The following is a 14209-nucleotide window of genomic DNA, read 5'->3' as shown; positions in this document are numbered from 1 at the left end:
GCCCGAATGTACATCGGCGACGCCACACGCTACCTATTGCTTTGGGCTTAGGGGCGCGCCGTACACGCTGGCCTCTACCAAGCCCCCGCGCCAGTGCTGCTGCCACCTAGGCGCAAGGCCCAGTGTTGCCATAGCGGCTGCAATGTTGGGTAGGCGGCGCCCGCGCACCCCGGCCGTCAGCCCAAAAAAGGTGTACATGAGCCAGTGCAACCCCCGCTGCCACCAGCGCTGGGGCGGGGTAAAGTCGGCCACCAGCCACTGAGTGCCCGCGTGGGTGTGTCGGCGCAAGTGGTTGAGCATAGCGGCTAGTTCGGGCTCCGGAAATAAATCGAACAGAAAAAACGCCACCACGGCATCAAACTGCTCGTTGGCCCGCAAGCTGGTTTCTGAGCCGTGCCGAAAGCTGATGCGCCGGGCCACGCCGCCGGGCAGCTCGCGCACCCGGGCTTGCGCTTGCGCCAGCATCGCGGCCGACGCCTCCAGGTATAGCACCTCGGCCATGGGGCGCAGCGCAACCAGCTTTGGCAGTACCTCGCCGCTGCCGCCTCCGATGAACAATACCCTAGGTGCCCCGGCGGGCAGGCCCTCGGCCAGGGCTGCACATTGGGCCTGCAGCAGCGTGGTGCCAAATACCAGCTGCGACAACGGGTCGTAGAAGCGGGCTACTCGATCGAAGTTGGGAGTGGGCACGGGCGGCAAAGCTGATGATGCTGCAACTTACGTAAGCAGCCAGGAGCCGGGCACATCCTAAGCCCAACGGTTTTCGTTTCTGCAGCATCCACCATCCCTCTTTCTGCATGACTGGTTTTCTCCGACGGCTGCTGGCTGGTGCGGCGTTGTTCGTAACCGAGTTTGCGCTTATCCTGGTCATCGGCACGGCCGGGGTGGTGCTGTTTCTGCTGCTCGGCCGGCAGGTGCTCGGCGACGGGCAGCTGGATTTCGACGAAGGCGCCTTTGCGTGGTCGCATCGCTTTTTGGGCGAAGAAAACCGCCCCTGGGTTGATTTCTTCACGTTCCTGGCCTCGCGCAACTTCATTATCGTGGCGGCCCTGGCGGTAATCGGCTACTTCCTGCTGATTCGGCAGCACCGTTGGTACTCGCTCAAGGTGCCGGTGGTGGCCCTAGGTAGCATCACGCTCAATCTGCTGCTTAAGGAGTTTTACAACCGGCCCCGGCCGGTGCTGCCGCTTACCTCGGCGTCGGGCCTGAGCTTCCCGAGCGGCCACGCCATGATTTCGGCCTCTTTCTACGGCCTGCTGATTTACCTGGCCTGGCGCCACGTCGAGAGCCGCTCGCTGCGCTGGCTGTTGGTGCTGCTGCTTAGCGTGCTGATCTTGTTTATCGGGCTTACGCGGGTGTATTTGCGCGTGCACTACGCCTCCGATGTGCTGGCCGGCTTTGCCGCCGGGGTGCTGTGGCTGCTGCTGGCTATACCCTTGCTCAACCGCCTCGAACACGTCATCAGGCGGCGCGTGCGCTCGGCTATGCCTGCTGGTAGCGCCCTGAATGAATAAAATTTGTACCTGATAATCAGACCCTAGGTAACAATAGGGTAAAAAAGTTTAGGCAGGCGCTTGACAACAAGCGCCTCCTTGCTCTACTTTTGTATCACAATTCGCCGCTGCACTACCAACAGCGGCGAGTTTTTGAAAGCTGCGGTTGTGGCGAAATTGGTAGACGCGCTGTCTTCAGGCGGCAGTTCCGAAAGGTGTGAGAGTTCGAGTCTCTCCGACCGCACAACAGAAAGCCGGTTCCGAAAGGGCCGGCTTTCTTGTTTTTAGCCCCCGAATTTCCTTAGTTCCGCGGCAGCCGCATCAGCGGTAATTCGTGCTCCTGCCTGTGCCATGAACCGCCTGTCGCAATTTTTGCTACGCCTTACCGGTCAGCTCACCGCCGAGCTGCTGGTGCTGGTGGGGGCTTTTATCGGTAGCTTTCTGCTCTTCGTGCTGCTTACGCGCCTGGTTTTCGTGGCCGGGCCCGAGCAGTTCGACCAGGCCGCTTTCGATGCCTTCGATCAGTTACGGATGGCCTTGCCGGGGCTCACGCCCTGGGTGCTGCGCGTTACGTTCTTCGGGTCGGCGCTGTGGTTTGTGGTGGTAGCGCTGGTGCTGCCTGCGTGGCTGTGGTGGCGCAAGCACCGCCGCGAAGCGGTGGAGCTGTTTGCCGCTATCGTGGGCTCGGCTTTGCTTAATCAGCTGCTCAAAACCGCTTTCGGGCGCGTGAGGCCACTCACTGCCCTTATCTACCAGCCCGGTCTGAGCTTCCCGAGCGGCCACGCCATGATCGGCCTGGCCATGTACGGCATGTTGGCCTGGCAGCTGTGGCGCTACCGGCACCACCCCGTATGGGCCGCGCTGCTGCTGCTATGGGCTCTGCTGATTGGCCTGTCGCGGGTGTACCTGCACGTGCACTACGCTACCGATGTGCTGGCCGGCTTTGCCGCCGCCATTGCCTGGGTAATACTGGTGCGTACGGCCGTGCAGCAGCGCCTCGGTAGGAGGTAGTTGGTATTGATTATTGGGTACGGGGTAGCAAGTAGCGGGCAGTTAGTATTGAGAAAGGTGCACGGCAGCGCAACCCAGGCCCTAGGTCGGCCATACGCACCTAACACCTAACACCTAACACCTAACACCTAACACCTAACACCTAACACCTAACACCTAACACCTAACACCTAACACCTAACACCTAACACCTAACTCCTAACTCATCTTCACCTTCACGCGCATTGCCATCAGACCTTTTACGCCTTGCAGTTCCTCCAGCTCAAGCTCTTCTACTTCGGGTTCGAGCATGTTGCGGTCTTGCAGGTAGTCGATGTACTCCTGGTATTCGGCGGCTTCGCGGGCCTGGGCGTACACCAAGGCAATGTGGCCGGGCTGGGTTAGCCGCTCGCCGGTACCCACCACTGTGGCTTTGTCAATCCGCTTCTTGATGATTTCGTAGCGGATGTTGTAGGCGCCATCCACGTCGAACTGGCGCTCATCGGTGCGGAAGCGGATGCTCAGGGCTTGGCTGTGAATGAGAATGAGCTGGGTGGTTTCGAGCGGCACGGGTAGGGTAGGCTTGAGGCGGTGCGTGAGCCGGGTAACTTCGCAGCTTATCAGCAACTGCCACAAACGCAGGTTTTTAAGGAAGATCAGGTCGAAGGTTTTATCGTGCACCAAGGAGGCTCCGATGTAGATGTTGTACTCTACGCCATCGGTTTTGAAGCGCTGGAAGTAGTGCGGAAACATCTGCTGGGCCCGCCGATTTTCCTCGTCGAGGTAGTCGCTCACGGCATCGTTCAGCTGCGTAATGCTTTGCTCGAAGGCCTTGCGGCGCTTGTACAAAATGCCCAGTTCGGGGTCGATGTTCGACCAATAGTCGCTGATGACGGGCCGCAGCTCGGGGGTGTGCTGGGCCAGGTACTCGAACAGCGGCTCCACCTCGGTTTTTACCGATTCCAGGATGTTCACCTCGTCGCCGGTAAGGATGCCCTGGCGCAGGCGGCGCAGGTTTTTGGTGACGTAGAACTTGAGCTCGTCGAGGATGGGCAGGGCCTGGTACTCGGTGGCTTTTTTGAGCACGCGGTTGGCCAGCGTCAGGTGCTCTACCAGGTCGCCCTGAATGGCCTCGTTGCGGGCCGTGCTGGAGCCGCGCACGTCGGAGGAGCCGTAGAGCGGGTACACATCGTGAAACACGATGGGCTCCATTTCGGCGTTTTTATTGCCCTCGTCGAGCTTTTCGAGCAGGTTGATGGCCGCATCAGTAAAGCGCCACTCCAGGCTAGGGTGGATGGCCGTAAACTTCTCCTTGATGATGGCCTGCACCCGCGTCTGGATTTCCTCGGCGTTGCGCTTTACGGCCACCGCAAACAGCGGCAGAAACGCATTCACGTTGTCGAGGGCAAACTCATCCAGGTCGCCGGCTTTGGGCGAGCCCAGCTCCAGCAGGCCCACCGCGTCGTCGCCGTAGGGCAGCAGGGCCAGAATAGCCGAGCGGATGCCGATGCTCAGCAGCTGCTCGCGCAAATCCTCCGGGATGTCGGCGGTTTGCACATCCTCCAGCACCAACGGCCGCCGCTGTTGCGACACCTGCGCGTAGATGCGCCGGAAGCCGGAGTTGGCATCCTGGCGCTGCAGCTGCTTCATCAGGAAGCTGTGGTTGATTTTCCGGCCGAAGTCGACGAATGCCTTTTTCTTTTCGTCGTAGGCGGCGATGCCCAGCTGCAAAAAAGGGCGCCCAAACAGCACGCGCAGCTTTTCCTGAATCTGCTCGAGCCGGTCGGAGGCTTGCAGCACATCGCGCTCGAGCAGGTCGTATTTCAGCTCCGACAGGATTTCCTGGTTCGTGACGTCGCTCAGGTGCAACACGTTGAAGCCTTCGAGCGCGAAGTTTTCTGGGGGCAGCAGCGTGCGCCACAGCTCCGTGTTGTAGGGGTTGCGCCGGAGCTGTTCCATTTGCTCCACCGCAAGCTCGGGGCGCTGGCCTACCACCCGAATATCCAGAAAAGCCGAGTTGAACGACACGCTGTAGTGGCGGTACAGGCCGATGTGGTAATCGGGCACCGTGAAGATGACGGTGCCATTGCTGTCGGGCAGATCTACGCCGTAGAGCTTCTCCAGAATCTGGGCGTACACCATGTGCACCATGTGGCGCTCCATGGTGGCCGAATCGATGTTGAGCGGCTGCTTTACGCGCTTATCGGGGGCCAGCAGCACCTCCGCGAACCTAGGCGTGTGGTAAAAGCTGTAGCGCTGAAACGGCGGAATGGCCCCGCTGATTTCGATATCGAACGAGGCCGGCGGAAACACGGCCACCATCAGGGCCTGCACCAGGGTTTGGTGCGTATCGAGCACGCTGGGCTCGGTGATGGTGCCGCGCAGCTCGGGCACGCGCTCCACCTCGCGCATGATGCCGCGGGCCAGCAGCGCAATGCCGGGGTTGGCATCCTCGGTGCGGGCCTGCCACCACGCAATGATGGGTTCGAGGCTTAGGGTGGTCTGAAAAAAGAATATCGGCGCGGGGGCCGTGGTAACGTCGGACGACTGGGGCATAGGGGAGGGCAACTGCCGGGTGGCAAACCGGGGCGGTTTGCGGTAGCACTAAGTACTATACGCAGTTGGCCGGCCCCCGGACGTAGCCCTTGCGCCCCTAGCGCGTGAGGACGGTAACGGCGGGTTGGGCCCCGGCGCCCGTGGTGGCCTCCACGAAGGTATTGTTGAGGTAAAACGACTTCTCCGTGTTCTGGTAGCAGGTGCAGCAGTCATCGGCCTCCACCTTGCCTTTCAGGGTAATGCCGCCGATGAAATAGCGCTTGCGCACCGGCGAGTTACGCGCCGCACCGGTAAGCAGAATGGCGTAGCGGTGCGAGTCGCGCGGCTCGGGCATACCCAGCTTACGCCCGAAGCGCTGCGTGAAGGGCTCGGTGTTGTCGATGACGATGGGCGTGAAAGCCGTGGCGCGCGTGCGAGTCAGGCGCACGGTGTCGGTTTTTTGCACGTTGAGCGAATCGTCGGGCCAGATGCTGTTGTAGCGCACAAGCACCACGTTGGTTAGCTCGGCTGCCCGGAAACCGCGCCCGTTGCTGGCCGAGTCGGCGCTGAACTGAAAAATCAGGGCATCGGTGCGGTAGTTCCGGCAGTTGCAGGCCACGGAGCCGCAGCAGCCGGCAAAAAGAGCCGCACCCAGCAGCGGCAGCACAAACATCAGAAACAATCGACGAAGCATAGCGCGAAGGTAACGCCCCTGCGGCACCGCTAGTACCTAGGGCCAGCCGTACATTGCCCTAAACGCAACAAGCCGCCCCTAGGTGGGGCGGCCTGTGCCGGAATATGGGAGGTTGCAGGGGCGTTTACTCCTTCACGAACCGTCGGGTTTCGGTGTGGCCCTTGCTCGTGATTTTGTAGAGGTAAGTGCCACGGCCTAGGTCGGCGAGGTTCACGTCGAGCGAGTGGGTGCCCTTGTCCTGCTTGCCGTCGAAGAGGGTGCGCAGGGTTTTGCCGCGCTCATCGAGCAGCTCCACCTTCACGTTGCCATCCTTTTTCACCTCGTACTCGAGGCGCTGCGAGCTACTGGCCGGGTTGGGGTACAAGGCGGCGCGGCCGGTGCCGGCGTTGCGCTCGGCTTTGGCCGGGGCGTTGGGGTTCATCAGCAAAAAGCGCGAGGGCCCGAAGAAGTTCTGGCGGTTGCCGGAGCCGTTACCGCGCTTCTGCTGCCACTGCGCACGCTTTTGCTGCTGCTCGGGCGTGAGGTTTTTCTGGGACAGCGCCTGTAAATCGGCGGCCCACTTGTCGCGCTGGGGCTTTACCTCCTCGGCCAGGCGGTTTATTTGCGCGTCGTACTTCTGCGCCAGGCGGGCTACGTTCTCCATCACGGCCTTGCGCTCGGTGCGTAGCTGCTGCAGTTGCTGCTTCTGGGCATCCGTCAGGGGCACGCGCTGGCCTTTGGGCGTACCCTCGGGGCGGAAGCTCTTGCGCAGCGCCGCCTGCCGCTCACCCAGGCTTTTCAGCTGGCCACGGTAGGTTTCGAGCTGCGTTTTATCGGCGCTGCTCATTTGGGCATCCAGCTTCTGGCGCTGCTGGCGTACCACGGGCATCACGTTTTCGCGCAGGTAGGTGCGCACTTCGGGGTTGGCTTTGCGCGGGCCGCCGCGGTGGCCGTGCTTGCCCATGCCCTGGGCATTTTGCTGGGTGCCGCGCACCTGGGCCCAAGCCGTGCCGACGGTGGCAGTAGCGGGCAGGAGGGCGAACGAGAAGGCCAGCGCCTTAAGCCAGGAATTGGTTTTCATGCTTATGTGAGTAGAAGGAAGTTGTTACCTGTTTTCTACTCGCATAGATGCCGCAACGTGCCTGGGGTTTAATGCCGGGCAAAAAGTTTGCTGGGCCCCAGGCCTGCATGCTGGGCAGGCGCGCCGCAGCACCTAGGGCGTCAGCGCTTCACGAAGGCTACATCGAAACGGCCGTCGGTTAGCTGCACCACATCGGAGGGTACTTCGCCCAACCCTTTTACGCGCACCAGCTTGCCGCCGAAGCTGCCCGCAATGGTGCGGGTGGCGGCGTCGTAGCGCGTAATGGTCAGGGTGCCGCCCTTGGTGGAGACGTAGTAATTGAGGGCGTCCTGGGTGCCTTTGGGGTAATAGAAAACCTTGGCGTACTTCTCCATGCTCTGCACGCCCAGCGGCAGGGTGGCCGGCACCTCCGGAAACGACGCCGGCATGATTTCGATCATCACGTGGCTGCCGTCGGCCAGATTGCCGCCCAAATTCAGCGCATTCATCATCAGAATGCAGGTGTTGAAGCCCGGCTTGCCCGTCAGCGACTTGCCGTTCACCTTCACACTAAAAGTGTTGGCCGGTGCCGCTGCCCGAAAGCCAAACAACATCAGCAGAAGCGCCGGCGCTACAAACCGACCAATAGCAGAAGTTTTCATGGGGCACGAACGGTTGAAGAACATAGGCAACACACGGTGCCGCAAAGCCAGCTGCCGCGTAAGGCCGGTTATTAAGTTAGCTGATTTGAATTGTGGCGCAAACGATAAAGCTTAGGATAAATCAGGGTTGAGCAGAAGTGGCAGCTTTAGGTAAACCTGCCGCATTGCCGGCCTGAAAAAGCAGCAGCCCGGGCCCCGCACGTTGCGGAACCCGGGCTGCTGTGCTTGCCTGGCGGTAGCTGCGCAGTGCAGCACCTAGGGCTAGTGGTTGCGCGAGGCGGCCACCGGGGTAGAGGTTTCTTCCTCAAACAAGTCATCGATAGGCTCGCCCTGGTAGTTATCCACAAACTCGCCTTCCCAGCGGGCAATTACGGCCGTGGCCAGGCAGTTGCCCATTACGTTTACGGCGGTGCGGGCCATGTCCATCAGCGCATCAATGCCCAGAATGATGAACACCGGCCACGAGGGCAGGTTGAACGAGGCTACCGTAGCCAGCAGAATTACCAGCGAGGCGCGCGGCACGCCGGCCACGCCTTTCGAGGTGAGCATCAGCGTGAACACCATTACCAATTGCTGACCTAGGGTCAGCTCGATGCCGGCCGCCTGGGCCACGAACACGGCCGCCAGCGAGAGGTACAGCGTGGTGCCATCGAGGTTGAAGGAGTAGCCCGTGGGCATTACGAAGGCCACCACGCGGCGCGGTACGCCGATGCTTTCCATCGCCTCCATGGCGCGGGGCAGCGCCGCCTCCGACGAGGTAGTGGCAAAGGCAATGCTCACCGGCTCGGCAATGGCCTGCACAAAGCGCTTAATCGGGATGCGTGCAATCAGGGCCATCGGCAGCAGAATCAGCACCACAAAGGCAATAAGGGCCACGTAGAGCGTGAGCAGCAGCTGCAAGGCATTGAGCAGCGGCGCAAAACCCATTTTGCCAACCGTGTAGGCAATGGCGCCGCCCACACCCAGGGGCGCGAAGAACATAACCACGTTGGTGAACTTGAACATCACCTCCGACAGGCTTTCCGACCACTCCAGGATGGGTTTGCGGTGCTGCTCTTTCACCATGGCCAGGCCAATGGCGAAGATGATGGCAAACACCACCACCTGCAGCACTTGGCCCTCGGCCACTGATTTGGCAATGTTTTCGGGGAAGATGTGCAGAATGATGTCGGCCGTGGTTTGCTTCACGGTCTGCAGCGTTTCGGTTTCGGTGTTGCCGGCCTGGCTGATGCCCACGCCCGCGCGCGACAGGTTGATGGCCGCCAAGCCGATGAACAGCGCGAAGGTGGTAACCACCTCGAAGTAAATGAGGGCTTTGAGGCCCATGCGGCCCACCTTTTTCAGGTCGGAGTGGCCGGCAATACCTACCACCAGCGTGGCAAATACCAGCGGGGCGATGATGGTTTTGACCAAGCGCAGGAACACATCCGACAGCACCTTAAGGCTTTGGGCCTCCTGCGGGAAATCGGCGCCCACTTCGGCCCCAACCAGCATGCTCACCACAATCCAGAAGGTGAGGGAGCGGCGGACCGAAGCCCAAACGACGATGGCCACCAGGGCTGCCCAGCGGGCGGCCATGGGCACGGCGGGCGGCAGGGCAACCACGCCGTAATGCGACAAGGCGGTGAGGAGGGCAGCCAGCAGCAGCAAGGCTATGGCCGGCACGGCAACGCGCGTAAGCTTCATAAGCAGCAATAAGTCCAGTCTTCGGCTCGGATGGGGGTGCCGAAGGTGGACAAAGATAGACGTTTGGGCGGCAGTCTGCGGATGTGCGCGGCCGGCTTAATTTGCACCCCTGCCCGGGTGGGCTCGTATTGCTTCGTTATGCTGCACTGGTCCATCAGCTCGCTCGAGCTGCCGCTTCGCTTTACCTGGAAGATTTCGCGCAACGCTTCCGATGCCAAAACCAACCTGCTGGTGCGCGTAGGCGAGGGCCCGCAGGCCGGTTGGGGCGAGGCCGCGCCCAACGTGCGCTACGCCGAAACGCCCGAGCTGCTGCTGGCCCAGTTTGCCGCCTTGCAGCAAGCCGGCCTGGGGCACGTGCAGCACCTCGACGACCTCACGGCCCTGCTCGAGGTGGCCCAGCCTGCCCACGCGCTGCGCTTCGCGGTGGAGTCGGCGTACGTGCACTACCTGGCCAAGCAACAGCAGGTAAGCGTGCCCGAATTGCTGCAGGTGCCCACGCCCGCGGCAGCCGTGCCCACAGCCTTTACCTTGCCCATTATGGAGCCCGGCGCCGTGGCGGCGTTTGTAGCGGCGCAGGGCATGGCCCGCTTCCCGCTGCTGAAAGTGAAAGTAAACCAGGAAGGCGGCGCCGATTTGCTGCGCGAGCTGACGCGGCTGCTCCCCGGCCACCCCTTGCTGGTGGATGGCAACGAAGCCTGGCACGACGCCGACGGCCTGCTGCGCTTTGTGGAAGCCGTACGCGACTTGCCCGGCCTGAATGTGCAGCTGCTGGAACAGCCGCTGCCCGCCCATTGCGCCGACGACTACCGCCACCTGCACAGCCGTAGCCCCTGGCCGCTCATCGCCGACGAATCGGTGACCGACACGGCCGATTTCGCGGCCATTGCGCGGCAGTTTCACGTGCTGAACATGAAGCTGATGAAAGCCGGCGGCTACCTCAACGGCGTGCGGCTACTGCGGCAGGCGCAAGCGCACGGTTTGCGCACCATGATTGGCTGCATGGTCGAAACAAGCCTAGGTATCTGGTCGGCGCTGCAGCTCAGCGGCCTGGCCGAGGTCTGCGACCTGGATGGCTTCCTCATCGTGCGCGACGAGCCGTACGGCCTGGTGCACGAAGCCAACGGCCACCTCGCGGCGCAACCGGAGATACCAGTTGTTAGCTATTAGCTGCTGGCTGTCAGCCCTAGGTCGAAAGCTAGCAGCTGACAGCCAGCAGCTAACAACTAATAACCAACAGCTTATTTTACGTTGCGCATTTGCTCGTCGAGGGCCTTAATCTGGCTGTCGAGCTGGCTGGTATCGGGCAGTTTGGGGTGCCCCTGGCTTAGCAGCGAAATCTTTTGGTTGAGCAGCTGCAGCTTCTGGGCCATCAGCTCGACGCGGCGGCCTAGGTCGGCAATGCGCTGCTCGGCCTCGGCAGTGCTGGGCACCGCGCCCTGGTCGAGGGTGCCGAACTTGGCGTCGGCGGGGGCGGTTTCGCCGCGGGCAGCGGCGGCGCTTTGCGGCGTGGCGTACACAATGCTGCCGTCGGCGCGCACGTAGTCGCCTTCTTTCAGGGTGGTAATCTTGCCGCCGGGCAGCTCCACAATACCGCTCTTCACGTTTACTTTGGTGCCGTTGGGCAGGCGCACGTTCTGGCTCAGGCCGGTGGTTTTGGTGCCGCTGCGCTTTACCACCGAGCCGTTTTGCATGACAAACTGGTCGGTGTTTTGCAACTCGCGCTGGTTATCTTGCTGTGCAGCTTGGGTTTGCCCTGGCGTGTTTTGGGCCTGCACGGCCGATGCCGTGGTAAGCAGAGCGCCAAAAGCGAGCAGGAGGGAGGTCAGCTGTTTCATACGAGGGAAGGAGTGTGGTCTGATTTGTGCTATTGCCGCACGCCCCTCCATACGGCAACTGCCAAACAAAAGGTAGGGCATGCAGCTTATGAAAAAATAGCGGAACGATGTTGCTACATATAATGTATGTACATATATTTGCATCGCATTCCAGATAACGCATGAAGCTCGAAGACGAAATCCAGCAGCGGGTGTTCAAAAGCGCCTACCAAAAAGCCTACCTGAATGTGGTTTTTACGGCAGGGTGGCTGCAGCAACGTCTGGCCGCCGCCTTCAAGCCCTATGGCATTACACTGCCGCAGTACAACGTGCTGCGCATTTTGCGGGGGCAGCACCCCAAGCCCGCTACGGTGAATCTGCTCATCGAACGCATGCTCGATAAAACCAGCAACGCCTCGCGCATTGTGGATAAGCTGGAAGCCAAAGGCCTGGTAACGCGGCAGGTGTGCCCCAGCAACCGCCGCGCCGTCGACATCCGCATTACCGAAGCCGGCCTCGATTTGCTGCAGCGCACCGAGGACCTGGCCAATGCCCAGCACAGCGGCCTCGAAAACCTCAGCGCCGAAGAGGCTGCGCAACTCAGCGACTTACTCGATAAAATCCGCAGCTAAACCCTGGCTGCTCATACAACCTCCGTTCTCTCACACGCTTAAAATCATGAAAAAATTCGTTCTGCCCCTGCTGCTCGTAGGCGCTCTGTTTACTGCTCCGGCCCACGCTCAGGAGAAGTTTGGCGTTAAGAAAACCACCCCTGGCACCGCCAAGGCCAACAACAACGCCTACGCCGTGCAGCCGCAGCTGAGCACCCTAGGTTGGGTGGGCAAAAAAGTAGGTGGCCAGCACAACGGCACCGTGGCCCTGAAAGAAGGCCAAGTGCTGGTGCGTGGCAACCAGGTTACGGGTGGCACCTTCACCTTCGACATGAACTCGATTAAGGTGGATGACATCAAGGATGCCGACTACAACGGCAAACTGGTGGGCCACCTGAAGAACGACGACTTCTTCGGCGCTGAGAAATTCCCGACCGCCACTTTCGTCATCACCAACCTGAAGCCCCTGAAAGGCGACGCCAACGGCAACAACGCCCTGGTAACCGGCAACCTCACCATCAAAGGCAAAACCAACGCGGTTAGCTTCCCGGCCAAAGTAGGCGTGAAGGACGGTGTGGCTTCGGCCTCGGGCGTGGCTACCGTCGACCGCACCAAGTACGACGTGAAATACGGCTCGACCTTGTTCGGCGCTGCTGCCGACAAAGCCATCGACGACAATTTCACGCTGAGCTTCAACGTAATTGCTAAGCAGCAAGCTCAGTAATCGACCTCTTACTCAGTAAGACCACAAGCGAGAACGGCCCCACCTGCAGTGCAGGTGGGGCCGTTCTCGCTTGTGGCACTCAGAGCACCTAGGGCTGGTTAGTGCTGGCCACCGTTGTTGGCGGGGGCGGGGCTGGCTGCAGGGGCCGGCGCCGCCGCAGGCGCTTCGGGCGTAGTAGCCGGGGCCGCGGCGGGCGTGGCGGCGGTGCTGTTGCGTAGTACTACGCGCAGCGGGGCTACGTTGACTTCGCGCAGCGGCAGAATGCCGTGCACCGTTTCGCCCGGCTTAATTACCTTGTTGGTGAGGTCGTAGGTGGCAAACTCGTTGCGGAGGTTTTTGTTGGCGCCGCTGGCACCCAGCATGTTGCCTACTGCTACGGCCGGGCCCCACGGGAATAGCGTGCCGCCGGTGGTCTGGCCGGTCATGGGGTCGGTAGAGCCGCCTAGGCGCCCGATGCCGAGCACGTAGAGCAGGTAAATGGCCACGCCCTGTTTCAGGTCGTTGGCGGCCTGCACCGACGGAACGGCTTGCACCGGACGGTCGCCGAAGTACAATTCCAGGTCGCGCGAGAAGTTGATGTCGGCGCTGGTGTTGTTTTTCACGCTCACAGCCACTACCTGGTAGCCCTGCTTGCGCTCTTTCTTGACGTACTTTTTGTTTGGCCCGTTGGTAATGAGGGCGCTGTACTTGTAGCCGAACTCAACGGGTGAGTTAGCAGCGCTTACCGATTGGTACGTGGCAATGCGTGCCGGACGGATGGGCGAATAGCTGCCTGCACAGCTCGTCAGGCCGAGGAATGCACAACCGGTAAGAATACGGGTAAGGTTTTTCTGCATAATTGGATGAAGAAGGGAGTTGAAGCGTGTAACTGCAGTAAGCTCAGCCTTCAAATCTAAATGGGTTTCCGCATCCTATCTTAATATTTTTATACAATAACCATTTTGTTATAACAATTGTGGCTTAAGCGCAAGAGCCCGTCAACGGACATGCTTTACAGGTGCGGTAGCTCCAGTTCTTTGGGCAACGCGTAGCGCAGCTGGCGGTGCTTTTCGTGGGCGCGCAGCGTAGTCAGTATTTCATCGATTTCGGGTTTGTACTCCAGCCACAAATCCTCGTGCAGCTTGGGCACCAGCTTGGCCGTGCGCAGCAGCATGCGCACCGTAGCCACGTAAAACGACTGGAAGTAGCCGTTGAAAAACTCGCTGTACTCCTCCAGCACCAGGCGCAGTGTGTAAAGGCTGAGTTCCACCTCCAGGCGTTTGTCTTTGGTGATGCGCTTGGCCCGGGCAATTTCCTTGGCGGCTTTACCCAGGGCCCGCGAAAGGGCGCGGTTCATTACGCGGCCGTTGGCTTTTTGCAACAGCTCGGCAATGCGCTCGGCGTGCTCGTCCTGGATAATGCGCAGATCTACCTCAGGCAGAATTTCGTAGCGCAGCAAGTCGTACAGCTCGGCGTCGCGGCGCACGGCTTTCAGCAACAGATCTTCTTTTTCTTTATCGGAAAGCTGCCGCAGGGCGCGTTTGAAGTCGGTGGAAGGAGCGGGCATTCTTTGGGCGAAGGAAGAATGAGGAATGAAGAAGGAGGTGGTGGGTTGGTTGGGCTGCGGTTTTTCGGCTGTCATCCTGAAGCGCGAGCCGAACCGAAGGTCGACGTAGTCAAGGACCTTATCACGCCTGAACAACCTAGGGTTAAAACCTCATGCCGAGCTTGTAGAGGCATCTCGCGTGCGAACGCCGGATAGTATCCGCTCCCTCTCTACGATGTCGCGCATGGAGCGAGGTAGGGGGGCGTGCTCCGGAGGGGTCCCGTGAGGCCCTGACGTGGTAAGGTCCTTCGCTTTGCTCAGGATGACAATACTATCCGGCGTCAACACCCCAGATGTCTCGCTTTGCTCGACATGACAGCCGTGCAGCCGTGGCTCCTCCTCTCTTTGGATAGGGGGCCGTGCCCCGAAGGGGTCC

At 60.7% G+C, this 14209-nt stretch carries 14 protein-coding genes and 1 tRNA gene; 6 read left to right on the top strand and 9 right to left on the bottom strand.

Features of this window, described 5'->3' with window-relative positions:
- Positions 1-33 precede the first annotated feature (33 nt).
- Positions 34-690: a class I SAM-dependent methyltransferase gene (locus tag OIS50_RS09420; protein WP_264694203.1), complete on the bottom strand. Its 657-nt coding sequence runs from the start codon at positions 688-690 to the stop codon at positions 34-36.
- Positions 691-797: 107 nt separating this feature from the next.
- Here OIS50_RS09420 and OIS50_RS09415 point away from each other — a divergent pair, with 107 nt between their 5' ends.
- From OIS50_RS09415 to OIS50_RS09405, 3 genes are all read left to right on the top strand, one after another.
- Positions 798-1514: a phosphatase PAP2 family protein gene (locus tag OIS50_RS09415; protein WP_264694201.1), complete on the top strand. Its 717-nt coding sequence runs from the start codon at positions 798-800 to the stop codon at positions 1512-1514.
- Positions 1515-1655: 141 nt separating this feature from the next.
- Positions 1656-1737: transfer RNA gene (locus tag OIS50_RS09410), tRNA-Leu, on the top strand.
- A gap of 107 nt (positions 1738-1844) precedes the next feature.
- A complete protein-coding gene (locus OIS50_RS09405) occupies positions 1845-2504 on the top strand; it encodes a phosphatase PAP2 family protein (RefSeq protein WP_264694198.1) in 660 nt (219 codons plus the stop codon).
- 198 nt (positions 2505-2702) lie between these two features.
- Here OIS50_RS09405 and OIS50_RS09400 read toward each other — a convergent pair whose 3' ends face one another.
- The 5 genes from OIS50_RS09400 to OIS50_RS09380 form a co-directional block, all read right to left on the bottom strand.
- A complete protein-coding gene (locus OIS50_RS09400) occupies positions 2703-5039 on the bottom strand; it encodes a GAF domain-containing protein (protein ID WP_264694196.1) in 2337 nt (778 codons plus the stop codon).
- Between the two features lie 97 nt (positions 5040-5136).
- A complete protein-coding gene (locus OIS50_RS09395; RefSeq protein ID WP_264694194.1) occupies positions 5137-5712 on the bottom strand; it encodes a hypothetical protein in 576 nt (191 codons plus the stop codon).
- A gap of 124 nt (positions 5713-5836) precedes the next feature.
- Positions 5837-6772, bottom strand: coding sequence for a T9SS type A sorting domain-containing protein (locus OIS50_RS09390; protein ID WP_264694191.1), 936 nt, complete (start codon positions 6770-6772; stop codon positions 5837-5839).
- 140 nt (positions 6773-6912) lie between these two features.
- Positions 6913-7413 (bottom strand): hypothetical protein, encoded by a 501-nt coding sequence (locus OIS50_RS09385; RefSeq protein WP_264694189.1) that lies wholly within the window; start codon positions 7411-7413, stop codon positions 6913-6915.
- A gap of 261 nt (positions 7414-7674) precedes the next feature.
- Positions 7675-9099 (bottom strand): dicarboxylate/amino acid:cation symporter, encoded by a 1425-nt coding sequence (locus OIS50_RS09380; protein WP_264694187.1) that lies wholly within the window; start codon positions 9097-9099, stop codon positions 7675-7677.
- A gap of 138 nt (positions 9100-9237) precedes the next feature.
- On the opposite strand from OIS50_RS09380, the gene OIS50_RS09375 reads away from it, so the two are divergent.
- Positions 9238-10266 (top strand): dipeptide epimerase, encoded by a 1029-nt coding sequence (locus OIS50_RS09375; protein WP_264694186.1) that lies wholly within the window; start codon positions 9238-9240, stop codon positions 10264-10266.
- Positions 10267-10337: 71 nt separating this feature from the next.
- On the opposite strand, the gene OIS50_RS09370 is transcribed toward OIS50_RS09375, so the two are convergent.
- Complete coding sequence (locus OIS50_RS09370; protein WP_264694184.1) at positions 10338-10934, bottom strand: DUF6799 domain-containing protein; 597 nt, start codon at positions 10932-10934, stop codon at positions 10338-10340.
- 161 nt (positions 10935-11095) lie between these two features.
- Between OIS50_RS09370 and OIS50_RS09365 the strand changes: the two genes are divergently transcribed.
- Positions 11096-11545, top strand: a complete 450-nt coding sequence (locus OIS50_RS09365) for a MarR family winged helix-turn-helix transcriptional regulator (RefSeq protein WP_264694182.1) — start codon at positions 11096-11098, stop codon at positions 11543-11545.
- 46 nt (positions 11546-11591) lie between these two features.
- A complete protein-coding gene (locus OIS50_RS09360; protein ID WP_264694180.1) occupies positions 11592-12248 on the top strand; it encodes a YceI family protein in 657 nt (218 codons plus the stop codon).
- A 98-nt stretch (positions 12249-12346) separates the two neighbouring features.
- On the opposite strand, the gene OIS50_RS09355 is transcribed toward OIS50_RS09360, so the two are convergent.
- Entirely contained in the window at positions 12347-13084 is a 738-nt protein-coding gene (locus OIS50_RS09355) for a hypothetical protein (RefSeq protein ID WP_264694178.1), read from the bottom strand.
- A 155-nt stretch (positions 13085-13239) separates the two neighbouring features.
- On the bottom strand, positions 13240-13794 hold the full coding sequence (locus OIS50_RS09350; RefSeq protein WP_264694176.1) for a hypothetical protein: 555 nt from the start codon (positions 13792-13794) through the stop codon (positions 13240-13242).
- Between the last annotated feature and the right edge of the window lie 415 nt (positions 13795-14209).

Origin of the sequence: Hymenobacter sp. YIM 151858-1, assembly GCF_025979705.1 — a bacterium.
Classification (GTDB): domain Bacteria; phylum Bacteroidota; class Bacteroidia; order Cytophagales; family Hymenobacteraceae; genus Solirubrum.
This window is presented reverse-complemented; position numbering and strand designations above follow the sequence as displayed.